This is a genomic window from Stutzerimonas stutzeri KOS6 (assembly GCF_000307775.2).
GTDB classification, from domain to species: domain Bacteria; phylum Pseudomonadota; class Gammaproteobacteria; order Pseudomonadales; family Pseudomonadaceae; genus Stutzerimonas; species Stutzerimonas stutzeri_B.
The window spans coordinates 89,251-99,895 of record NZ_KK020676.1 but is presented as its reverse complement, the minus strand read 5'-3'; the positions used below and the strand labels follow the sequence as shown (position 1 = coordinate 99,895).

Annotated in this window: 8 protein-coding genes, 1 other RNA gene and 1 pseudogene; 1 reads left to right on the top strand and 9 read right to left on the bottom strand. The window is 63.8% G+C overall.

Features of this window, described 5'->3' with window-relative positions:
* The 8 genes and pseudogenes from B597_RS0223100 to B597_RS28990 form a co-directional block, all read right to left on the bottom strand.
* Positions 1–266: pseudogene (locus B597_RS0223100) on the bottom strand (recombinase XerD); the annotation flags it as partial.
* A 98-nt stretch (positions 267–364) separates the two neighbouring features.
* Positions 365–743: a transfer-messenger RNA gene (ssrA, locus tag B597_RS46240) on the bottom strand.
* Positions 744–879: 136 nt separating this feature from the next.
* Positions 880–1,185, bottom strand: coding sequence for a hypothetical protein (locus tag B597_RS29015; protein WP_003293264.1), 306 nt, complete (start codon positions 1,183–1,185; stop codon positions 880–882).
* Between the two features lie 181 nt (positions 1,186–1,366).
* The gene (locus B597_RS29010; RefSeq protein ID WP_003293262.1) at positions 1,367–4,219 is read right to left on the bottom strand and encodes an FAD-binding and (Fe-S)-binding domain-containing protein; all 2,853 of its coding nucleotides are present in this window, start codon (positions 4,217–4,219) and stop codon (positions 1,367–1,369) included.
* Entirely contained in the window at positions 4,216–4,887 is a 672-nt protein-coding gene (locus B597_RS29005; protein ID WP_003293261.1) for a LutC/YkgG family protein, read from the bottom strand. Before B597_RS29005 ends, B597_RS29010 begins: the two co-directional genes overlap by 4 nt.
* Positions 4,884–6,344, bottom strand: a complete 1,461-nt coding sequence (locus tag B597_RS29000) for a LutB/LldF family L-lactate oxidation iron-sulfur protein (protein ID WP_003293259.1) — start codon at positions 6,342–6,344, stop codon at positions 4,884–4,886. The genes B597_RS29005 and B597_RS29000 overlap by 4 nt, the downstream gene beginning before the upstream one ends.
* Positions 6,341–7,162, bottom strand: a complete 822-nt coding sequence (locus B597_RS28995; RefSeq protein WP_003293258.1) for a (Fe-S)-binding protein — start codon at positions 7,160–7,162, stop codon at positions 6,341–6,343. Before B597_RS28995 ends, B597_RS29000 begins: the two co-directional genes overlap by 4 nt.
* A gap of 96 nt (positions 7,163–7,258) precedes the next feature.
* A complete protein-coding gene (locus tag B597_RS28990) occupies positions 7,259–8,953 on the bottom strand; it encodes an L-lactate permease (protein WP_003293255.1) in 1,695 nt (564 codons plus the stop codon).
* A gap of 267 nt (positions 8,954–9,220) precedes the next feature.
* Between B597_RS28990 and B597_RS28985 the strand changes: the two genes are divergently transcribed.
* Positions 9,221–10,006, top strand: a complete 786-nt coding sequence (locus B597_RS28985) for a GntR family transcriptional regulator (protein ID WP_024161746.1) — start codon at positions 9,221–9,223, stop codon at positions 10,004–10,006.
* 82 nt (positions 10,007–10,088) lie between these two features.
* Here B597_RS28985 and smpB read toward each other — a convergent pair whose 3' ends face one another.
* On the bottom strand, positions 10,089–10,571 hold the full coding sequence (gene smpB, locus B597_RS28980) for an SsrA-binding protein SmpB (protein WP_003293251.1): 483 nt from the start codon (positions 10,569–10,571) through the stop codon (positions 10,089–10,091).
* Positions 10,572–10,645: the final 74 nt, after the last annotated feature.

Below are 10,645 nucleotides of genomic sequence, written 5' to 3'. Positions count from 1 at the left end.
AACCTTTGAAGGTCAGCCAACAGTCGGTCAGAAAAGAGCTCGACATAGTGCTCGGTCGCCTTGGCAAGGAACTGCTCGAAAGCCGTGTTCATATACCTCGCAAGGTCGCGGGCAAGCGCTTCGTCGTGGCTGAGCGACCACCGGATTTGCGCAGGCAGTTTCGGGTTGGCCGCGAAATGCTTCGGGAATGTGAGGTAGTACTGGAAGCCAGTGTTGGCTTGATAGACGAGGTGCGGAACACCTGTTTTGCTTTGGCGCTTGGACATGATGGCATACCTTTTGGATTCACAGACGGACTGTGAGTAATCCAATGCCATCAAATCTGGCCTGAAACCCGCGTTCTAGACGGGTTTCAGTGTTGAATTGGTGGAGCCGGGGGGATTTGAACCCCCGTCCGCCAGCTCTCCGCTATCGGTTCTACATGCTTAGCCAGATCTACTGAGTTAACTCCGCGCCGCCCGATTGGCAGGGTGCTTGGAGCGAGCCGTATGAGTTTTAGCCGTTACGTCTACAGCGAACTTGGCGGCGATCCTGTTCTGTCTGACAGTCAGTTCGGGTTTACAGGCATCCCCTAGTGACCGCTGGAGCCGAAGCTACCAGATGAAGGTTAGGCGGCTAGCGCGTACCCTTCGTAGTTGTCGTCGTTGGCAACTATAAGTTTGCAACAGTTTATTTACGAGTTCTGTTACCAACTCGGCATGCCCCTCAAGTTTTGTTACCGGCGTCGAATCCTAATCGGCCCCTGGTGACGCTTGTGGTGCTGGGCGCGAGTGTACGGCGATCTTTACGATGTGTCGATCAGTTTTTAATCATGCTGATCAAAAAGTGTACAGGTGGTTGCGGCGGGATCATCGCTCTTGCGATCCCGCCGCGCCTGGCTCAGTTGCCGGCGCCGGAACCAGAGCCGCTGGTGCCGCCACTGCCGGAGCTGCCCGGGCCTTTCAGTTCCTGCAGGGCCTTGGTGGAGTGCGCGATGCAGGCCTCGATGTCGCCAGACTGCTGGGCTTGGCGGGCCTTTTTGACGTATTCGTCGACTTGGCTCTGGGTCGGCTCACCCATGGTGACGGCGTTCGTGGCCATGTTGTCGTCGATTTCCTGCAGGTTGAGCTGGCACAGGTCGTCTTGGGCGAAGACGGCGGGGCTGGCGAGCAGTACCGCGGATGCGAGCAGTGCGTGAACTTTCATTGTGGGTCCTCCAGTCTTGTGGACTTCCCGGGGCTGCCTGGTAACTGTTGAAACGGCGGCGCCGAGTCGAATCGAACCCGTCAGGGGCTCTGAAATTCCGACTGCGATTGCGCGTGAGCGTTCATCGAAGCGCCACAAACGAAACGGCCCCGCTGCGCTGAGCGGGGCCGTAATGCCCGGGTCAGGGCTGTTGCGTGGCTGTTTTGCTGCGCGTTACGCGATCCACCAGATAGACCAGCCCGTGATAGTCGATCTGGCCATGACGGGACAGCCCGATCTCGCAGGTGCGACTGGTGGAGATGCCTTCCTCACAGATTTGCACGGCATTCTTCAGACTGCGCAGCGCATGCTCGTTCAGCTCCGGCGTGGTGAAACCCTTGTCGCCGGCGAAACCGCAGCAATGGATGCCTTCGGGGACCACGACTTCCTTGGCGCAGCGGCGGGCAATGTCGATCAGCGCCTGCGCTTCGCCCAGATGCTGGGTGCTGCAGGTGACGTGAACAGCGATCGGTTTGTCCTGCGGAACGAAGTCCAGTTTGTCGAGCAGGTGGCTGCGAATGAAACGCACCGGATCGTACAGATCGAGACGCTGGTCGGTCAGGCCCTGGACCAGGCGCAGGGTGCAGGGGCTGGTGTCGCAGTAGATCGGGTCGAGCCCGCCACGGCTGGCCTTGAGCAGTGCATCGAGCAACTCCTGGCGCTTGCGTTCGCCCTGTTCGGCGTAACCCTTGGAAGCGAACGGCTGGCCGCAGCACAGGTCGTTCAGCTGCTCGGGGAAGATCACCTGGTAGCCGGCCTTTTCCAGCAGGCTGCGGGTCTTGTCGAGCAGCGGCTCCTGCTCCTGGTCGCTCGCGGCTGGCGCCATCGCACGGGAGACGCAGGCAGCCAGATAGACCACCCGCGGGCGCTCGTCCTGCGCCGTCGGCTTGGGTAGGTGCAGGCGTTGCAGCGGTTGCGGCGTAGCCGACGTCCACTGCGGTACGCGACCCATGCTGGCGCGGGTCATGCTTGCCGACAGCTTCGCCATATTGCGGGTGCCCAGAATCAGGTGCGCGCCGTTGGCGACATGCAGCATGAAGCGGGTGCCCTGCACGGCGGTGCTGAAATGCTCAGCCAGCCAGTTGGCGGTACCGGTTCTATTCGCCTCGCGCCCGCGCAGCTTGCGCACCAGGTCGCCGGTGTTGATGCCGACCGGGCAGCGCTGCGCGCAGAGGCCGGTGGCGGCGCAGGTGTCGATGCCGTGATAGTGATAGAGGCGTTCGATTTCCGTGGTGTCGACGCCGGCGCGCTTGCGTGCCTGGATATCGCGCCAGATCACGATGCGCTGGCGCGGCGTGAGGGTCAGGCCGTTGGATGGGCAGACCGGCTCGCAGAAGCCGCACTCGATGCATTTGTCGACGATCTCGTCGGCAGCCGGCATCGGCTTGAGGTTCTTCAGGTGGATGTCCGGGTCTTCGGAGAGCACCACGTCCGGGTTGAGGATGCCGGTGGGGTCGAGCAGACGCTTGATCTTCCACATCAGCTGGTAGGCTTCGCTGCCCCATTCCAGCTCGACGAAGGGCGCCATGTTGCGCCCGGTGCCGTGTTCGGCCTTGAGCGCGCCGCCGAATTCGACGGCGACCAACTGCGCCACTTCGCCCATGAAGGCTTCGTAGCGGGCGACCTGCGCCGGATCGTCGAAGCCCTGGGTGAAGACGAAGTGCAGGTTGCCCTCCAGCGCGTGGCCAAAGAGGATCGCCTCGTCGTAGCGGTGCTTGTCGAGCAGCTCGATCAGCCGGTTGACGCCCTCGGCCAGGCGCTCGACGGGGAAGGTGACGTCCTCGATGATCACCGTGGTGCCGGTCTGGCGCACAGCGCCGACCGCCGGAAAGGTGTCCTTGCGGATCTTCCACAGCTGGTTGTAGACCACCGGGTCTTCGCTGAAGTCGACCTGCTTCTCTACCGGGAAGTGCGCGATGGAGGTCATGATCAGGTTGATCTGCTCGTGCAGCAGCGACTGGCTGGCCGCACGGGATTCGATCAGAAGTGCGCAGGCAGTTGGCGACAGCTCTTTCACCCACTCGGGCATGCCGGCCTTGTGCTCGACCGAGCGCAGGCTGCGGCGGTCGAGCAGCTCAACCGCCGACACCGGCTGCTGCTTGAGCACCGGTACGGCGAGGCAGCAGGTTTCCACGTCGGGGAAGACGACCAGCGCGCTGGCCTTGTGCGGATGGTCCGGCACGGTGTCGTAGGTCACCGCGCTGATAAAACCCAGGGTGCCTTCGGAGCCGACCATCAGGTGGTTGAGGATGTCCAGTGGCTCGTCGTAATCGACCAGCGCATTGAGCGAGAAGCCGGTGGTGTTCTTCAGGCGGTACTTGTGGCGGATCTTCGTCGCCAGTTCGGTATTGGCGCGGGTTTCGCGGCCCAATTCGGCCAACTGATCGAGCAGAGTCGCGTGGCTCTGGCGGAAGGCGGCGACGCTGGCTGCATCTTCGCTGTCGACCACGGTGCCGTCTGCCAATACGACACGCAGGCCGGCAAGGGTCTTGTAGGTGTTCTGCGCCGTGCCGCAGCACATGCCGCTGGAATTGTTGGCGACGATGCCGCCGATCTTGGCTGCGTTGATCGAGGCTGGATCAGGGCCGATCTTGCGCTGAAATGGCGCGAGCATGGCGTTGGCATTGGCGCCGATCACGCCCGGTTGCAGGCGGATCTGCGCGCCGCCGTTGCGAATCTCGCGGCCGTTCCAGTTGTCGCCGAGCACGATCAGCACCGAGTCGGAAATCGCCTGGCCAGACAGGCTGGTACCGGCGGCGCGGAAGGTCACCGGGACGTTTTGCGCATGGGCCAGCCTGAGTAGCGCGATCACCTCGGCTTCGGACTCGACGCGCACCACCAGCTTGGGCACCAGCCGGTAGAAGCTTGCATCGGTGCCGAAGGCCAGGGTCGAGAGCGGGTCGTCGAAGCGGCGCTCGACCGGGATCAGGCGTTCGACTTCGCGGAGGAACGCGGCTGGCAAAGGCGCGCGTTCGATTTGCGCGGCCGCGTTCATGCGTCCTCCAGGATCAGTACGACCAGATCCTTAGGCCCGTGGGCACCGTAGGCCAGCACCTGCTCGATGTCGGCGGTCTTCGACGGGCCGGAAACCAGCAGCGCATTGGTCGGCATGCCGGCGGCCCACTGGAACTTCTGCTGGATCTCGTAGAAGTTGTCGTGGATTTCGCTGGCCCTGAGGATGGCGAAATGCACCGGCGGCACCAAACTCATCAGGCGCGGCTCCTCGCGGGTCGGCCACATGATCAGGCTGCCGGTGGAGGCGATGGCACCGAGGGTGCCGGTGAGGCTCGCCGGGGTGTCGTCGAACAGCTCTGCCTTCCACTCCTCGACAGGACGGTCGTAGGCCTTGAGCGTCGGCAGGCCCTCACGGCCGGCGCAATGCTCGGCAAAGCGCTGGCCGTACGGCGTGGTCGGCGCGATCAGCAGGCTCGGCAGCTGGCGGTCGTGCAGCAGTTGCTCGAGCAGGGCGGGCCAGCCGGCGTCGCTGCTCAGGTGGATCTCGGTGTGCACCGCTTCCATCAGCTGGCGCAGACGGGCGATGCGCTGCTCCGGCGCGTAGCTCCACGGCTGGGTAACCAGCGATTCGTCGTAGTCATCCGCGATCGGCGTGGTGCCTTCCAGGCTCTTCTTCAGCTTGGCGAGAATGTTGGCCTTGGCGCTCATCGCTTGCCCTCCAGGTGTTCCTTGGCCAGCTCGTGCAGCGAGCGGGCAGCTGGTTTCGGTGCGCTGTGGTTCTGCGTCCAGGGTCCGACGTTCGACGGCGTCAGGGCGCGCAGGCGGGTGGCGAAGAAGCCGAACAGGCGGTACAGCGTGGGGCTGGTGTTGAGCAGTCGCCAGCTGGCCCAGATCAGCCGTTCCTTTTGCGAATACTTGCTGCCCTGGCCGCGCATGACCTTGTGCGGATCGTCCGGCGCCTTGACGTTCTCTTCACGCAGGCGCCGCAGGATGGACGGAATCGGGATCTTCACCGGGCAGACTTCGCCGCAGGCGCCGCACAGCGAGGAGGCGCTGGGGTGATCCGGCACCTTGTCCAGGCCGACCATGTGCGGAGTGATGATCTTGCCGATCGGGCCGGGGTAGACCTCACCGTAGGTATGGCCGCCGACGCGGGTATACACCGGGCAATGGTTCATGCAGGCGCCGCAGCGGATGCAGTTGAGCGTCTGGCGCAGCTCGCTGTCGGCGAAGGCCTGGCTGCGGCCGTTGTCCAGCAGGATCAAATGCACTTCCTGCGGGCCGTCCAGCTCGTGGGGCTTGCGCGGGCCGGAGATCATGTTGACGTAGGTGGTGATCGGCTGGCCCAGCGCCGAGCGGGTCAGCAGAGACAGCAGCGGCACCACGTCACGCAGGTTCTCCACGACCTTCTCGATCCCGGTGACGGCGATGTGCACCGGCGGTGCCGTGGTGCTCATGCGACCGTTGCCTTCGTTCTCCACCAGCAGCAGGGTGCCGGTCTCGGCCACGGCGAAGTTGACCCCGGAGACGCCGATGTCGGCTTCGAAGAACTTCTGCCGCAACGTGCGGCGCCCGATCTGGATGAGCTGGTCGACGTCCTTGGTGTATTCCACGCCGAGCTTGTCGTGGAACAGCGACGCGACCTGGCCGGCATTCTTGTGGATCGCCGGCATGATGATATGGGAGGGCTTCTCATGGTCGAGCTGGACGATGTATTCGCCCATGTCCGACTCCAGGCTCTCGATGCCATGGCCTTCGAGGAAATGGTTCATCTCCATCTCTTCGCTGACCATCGATTTGCCCTTGATCACCTGCTTCGCATCACGCGCGCGGGCGATCTCGAGGACGATGTTGTTCGCTTCCTCCACCGTCTCCGCCCAGTGCACCTTCACACCGTTGCGGGTCAGGTTGGCTTCCAGCCGCTCGAGCAGTTCGGGCAGCCTGGACAGTGCACGGGCGCGAATACGGTTGCCCATCTCGCGCAGCCGCTCGCGTTCGTCGGCATCGCTGAAGGCCGCGGCACGCTTGGTCATCAGCGAGTCCATGGCGGTGCGGAAGTTGCGCCGCAGCTGGTCGTCCTTCAGGGACGCGCGTGCGCGGGCGCGAAAATCCGGGTCGCCGGCGTTCTCGATCTGTATCGCTGGGATGCGCTGTTCGGCGTTCATCGGGCACCTCCGGTGCGTTGCCAGAGGAAGCTCGCCAGATGCTGGCCGCGCAGGGCTTCGCGCTGCTTCTCCAGGGAGCCGTTGATGTTCATCAGGCAGCCGCAATCGGCACTGATGACCTGATACGCACCGGACTCTTTCAGCGCGCGGGTCTTGTCCAGCACCATGGCGCCGGAGATGTCGGGCATGCGCACGCTGAAGGTGCCGCCGAAGCCGCAGCATTCGCTCTCGTGGTCATGTTCGACGCGCTCGACCTGGCCCAGCTGGGCGAGCAGGGCGCGGCCATGCAGGTGGGTGTTCATCTCGCGCCGGGCCGAGCAGGAAGTGTGCAGCGCGACCTTGGTCGGCGTGCCGGCATCCCTGAGCTCGACCTTGCAGACGTTAAGCAGGAATTCGGCCAGCTCGAAGGTGCGCTCGGCCAGCGCCTGGGCCTTCTTGAGGGTCTGTGGCTCGTCCTTGAACAGATCCAGGTAATGGTGGCGCAGCATTCCAGCGCAGGAACCCGATGGGACAACCACCGGCCAGTCTTGGGCGAACAGTTCCAGCTGTGCCCGGGCAACCTTGCGTGCCTCGTCGGTGTAGCCGGTGGTGTAGGCCGGCTGACCGCAGCAGGTCTGGCCTTGTGGGTAGTGCACGGTCAGTCCTTCGCGTTCGAGCAGGCGGATGGCATCCAGGCCAGCCTCTGGATAGAACAGGTCGACCACGCAGGTACCGAACAGGTAGACCTGGCTCGGCTTGGCAGGGTACTCGCGGGGCTTTGGCAGTGGCGGCGCGACGCGGGTGGCGTTCGGCGCGGCATCGTAGAAAAGTTCGCTCATCGGCTTGGTCTCCGGGTTGGCCCGGTTATCCGCATAAATGCGGTTTCTGGAATGCAACCGTGCCCCCAGGCGGGGGCACGGTTCTGTTTCTGTTTCTTATACCCCGACCAGTGGGTCGGTGACACCCAGCACGTAGATGGCGATCAGGCCGATTACCCCCGTGAAGAGCACGTAGTACAGGGTAGGCCATACGGTCTTGCGCAGCGTGGAGCCTTCGCGGCCAAGCAGGCCCACCGTGGCGGAAGCGGCAACCACGTTGTGGATCGCAACCATGTTGCCTGCCGCAGCACCGACGGCCTGGATGGCGACCACCATCGCCCCGGAAATCCCCAGCGACTGCGCGACGCCGAACTGGAACTGGCTGAACATCATGTTGCTGACGGTGTTGGAGCCGGCTAGGAAAGCACCCAGCGCGCCCACCGACGGTGCCAGCAGCGGGTAAATGCCACCCACACTGTCGGCGACGTAGCGCGCCATGACGATCGGCATGCTTGCCAGCTCGGCACCGTTGACGCCCGAGTTGATCAGGATCCGCACCATCGGCACGGTGAACAGCAGGACGAAGCCAGCGCTGAGCAAGACGCCACCGGATTCCTTCACCGCGGCCTTGAGTTCTGCGGGGCGCATGCCGTGCAGGAAGAAGGTGACCAGCACCACCGCGACCAGAATGCCGCCCGGCAGATACAGTGGCTCGATGCCGGCGCTGACGCCCGCTTCGCCGAGGATGTTGGCAAAGCCGATGGATACCGATTTCAGCGCGGCGGAAACCTGCGGGAAGACGCGGCTGATGACCAGCAGGGCGCCTACCAGTACATAGGGCAGCCAGGCGCGCAGCGCGCTCATCGGACGTGCGGTCATGTCGTCCAGCTTCATTTCGATGGTGCCCAGCCATTCGGCCGGCCATTCCTTCGCATCGGCGAAGTCCCAGGTGGTCTTCGGCGTCAGGAAGTTGAAGCGGGCCGCAGTGGTGACGATCGCCAGGCCGACCAGGCCGCCCAGCAGCGACGGGAATTCCGGGCCGAGGAAGATGCCGGTGGCGGCATAGGGCAGGGTAAAGGCCAGGCCGGCGAAGATTGCGAACGGCAGCACTTCGAAGCCGGCTTTCCAGCTCTTTTCCTTGCCGAAGAAGCGCGTCAGCATCAGCACCATGACCAGCGGCATCACGGTGCCGACGATGGCATGGGTGATCGCGACGCTGCTGGTGATCTGCTGCAGGAAAATGTTCCAGCTGGAACCCTGTGCCGCCAGCTGCGCGCCGATGGTCGCGGTGTCCAGGCCGCTATTGATGCCCACGACGATCGGTGTGCCGACTGCGCCGAAGGAAACCGGCGTGCTCTGCACCAGCATGCCGAGCAGGACCGCTGCCATCGCCGGGAAGCCGACGGCAACCAGCAGCGGCGCGGCGATGGCGGCCGGGGTGCCGAAGCCGGAGGCGCCCTCGATGAAGCAGCCGAACAGCCAGGCGATGATAATGGCCTGGATGCGGCGGTCGGGACTGATGGTGGTGAAGCCGGCACGGATGGCGGTAATGCCGCCGGAGTGCTTCAGGGTGTTCAGCAGCAGGATCGCACCGAAGATGATCCATAGCAGGCCGAGTGTGATTACCAGGCCTTGCAGCGTTGAGGCGATGATCCGGGTGACGCTCATGTCCCAGACGAATAGCCCGATGGCTGCGGTGAATAGATAGACCAGCGGCATGGCGCGGCTGGCGGGCCAGCGCAGGCCGATCAGCATGACGGCCGCGAGCAGAATGGGTGTAAAGGCGATAAGTGCGAGCAGTCCGTTGGACATGTCAGGCGTCCCCTGCGGTTCGGTTCGAATGGGGCCCTGAGCGGACCGTGGAATAGTTGTTGTGCACAGATCTCATGCTGAGTCCTCTTATTGTTAGGCTCTTCTGTAAAGTGGTAATACCAATTTACAGAAGGGAGAGGCCAGCGTAAGAGCTGCACCCGGGGCCGTCAATCGGATGGGTTTAGACTTTGGTCGGAGCGCCCGGCCTTGTGCGGGCTTGGGGCGAGCGCTAGCATCCCAGATTGGTAAGACCATTCGAGGGTGCGTATGGACGTAGGTGTGGTGCGTCAGCGGCGGCTGGCCGACGATATCGTCGCGCAGCTGGAAACCATGATTCTGGAGGGGACGCTCAAGGCGGGCGAACGGCTCCCGGCAGAGCGTGCCCTGGCCGAGCGCTTCGGTGTCTCGCGGCCATCCCTGCGCGAGGCGATCCAGAAGCTCGCCGCCAAGGGCTTGCTGATCAGTCGGCATGGTGGCGGTACCTTTGTCGCCGAGTCGCTGGGTTCTACCTTCAGCGACCCGTTGTTGCATTTGCTGGAAAACAACAACGATGCACAGCGTGACCTCCTGGAGTTCCGCCATACGCTGGAAGGCAGTTGTGCCTACTACGCGGCGCTGCGTGCGACCCAGGTGGACCAGAAGCGCCTCACCGAAGCCTTTGCGACATTGCAGGAATGCTATACCCGGGAAGGCAAGGTCAGTCGCGCCGAGGAAGGGGCCGCTGATGCCCAGTTCCACCTGGCCATCGCCGAAGCCAGCCACAACGCTGTGCTGCTGCACACCATTCGCGGCCTGTTCGACCTGCTCAAGCGCAACGTGGTGACCAACATCGGCGGCATGTACGCCCTGCGTGACGAAACGCGGGACATGTTGATGAGCCAGCACCGGGAGCTATACGAAGCGATCATGGCTCGGCGGGCCGAGGAGGCCCGAGAAGTCATTCATCGTCATATCAACTACGTGCAGGATGTGCTTGCCGAAGGGCAGCAGGAAGCCCAGCGGCTGGCGCGCGCGCAGCGCCGGCAGGGGGAAAGGGTGTCGGCGGGGGAGTAAGGGGCGAGCCGGCAGCGGATGCAGGCTCGGAAGACCGCGACCCGGTGCCCCTCAGGTAGCCCGGAGGACACCGCCGCGAGTGTCAGTCATCCTTGCCCTTGGTGCGCATCGCGCGCTGAATCTCCCGATCGGAATCGCGTTCCTTCTCGGTGTGACGCTTGTCGAATTCCTTCTTGCCCTTGGCCAGCGCGATCTCGCACTTGATCATGTGCTTCTTCCAGTACAGCGACAGCGCGACGCAGGCGTAGCCCTTCTGCTGCACGGCACCGAACAGCTTGCCCAGCTCGCGCTTGTTCAGCAGCAGCTTGCGGGTGCGGGTCGGGTCGGCGATGACGTGAGTGCTGGCGCTGGTCAGCGGCGTGATGTGCGCGCCCATCAGCCAGGCCTCGCCATCCTTGAGCAGCACGTAGCTGTCGACCAGCTGCGCCTTGCCGGCGCGCATGCTTTTCACTTCCCAGCCGGCCAGCACGAGGCCCGCCTCGAACTTCTGCTCGATGAAGTAATCGTGTAGCGCTTTCTTGTTCAGCGCGATGGTCCCGGGGGACTGTTTCTTCTGTTTGGCCATAGGGGTCGCATTATAGGGAGTCCCGCTGCGGCTGGCGACAGCCCGCACGAGCGCCAGCGGCAGAAACTTGAGGG

Coding starts and splice junctions, on each gene's coding strand:
- B597_RS29000 (WP_003293259.1), bottom strand. CDS start 6,344: ATGAACGCCGAACAGCGCATCCCAGCGATACAGATCGAGAACGCCGGC.
- B597_RS28995 (WP_003293258.1), bottom strand. CDS start 7,162: ATGAGCGAACTTTTCTACGATGCCGCGCCGAACGCCACCCGCGTCGCG.
- B597_RS29005 (WP_003293261.1), bottom strand. CDS start 4,887: ATGAGCGCCAAGGCCAACATTCTCGCCAAGCTGAAGAAGAGCCTGGAA.
- B597_RS29015 (WP_003293264.1), bottom strand. CDS start 1,185: ATGAAAGTTCACGCACTGCTCGCATCCGCGGTACTGCTCGCCAGCCCC.
- B597_RS28985 (WP_024161746.1), top strand. CDS start 9,221: ATGGACGTAGGTGTGGTGCGTCAGCGGCGGCTGGCCGACGATATCGTC.
- smpB (WP_003293251.1), bottom strand. CDS start 10,571: ATGGCCAAACAGAAGAAACAGTCCCCCGGGACCATCGCGCTGAACAAG.
- B597_RS29010 (WP_003293262.1), bottom strand. CDS start 4,219: ATGAACGCGGCCGCGCAAATCGAACGCGCGCCTTTGCCAGCCGCGTTC.
- B597_RS28990 (WP_003293255.1), bottom strand. CDS start 8,953: ATGTCCAACGGACTGCTCGCACTTATCGCCTTTACACCCATTCTGCTC.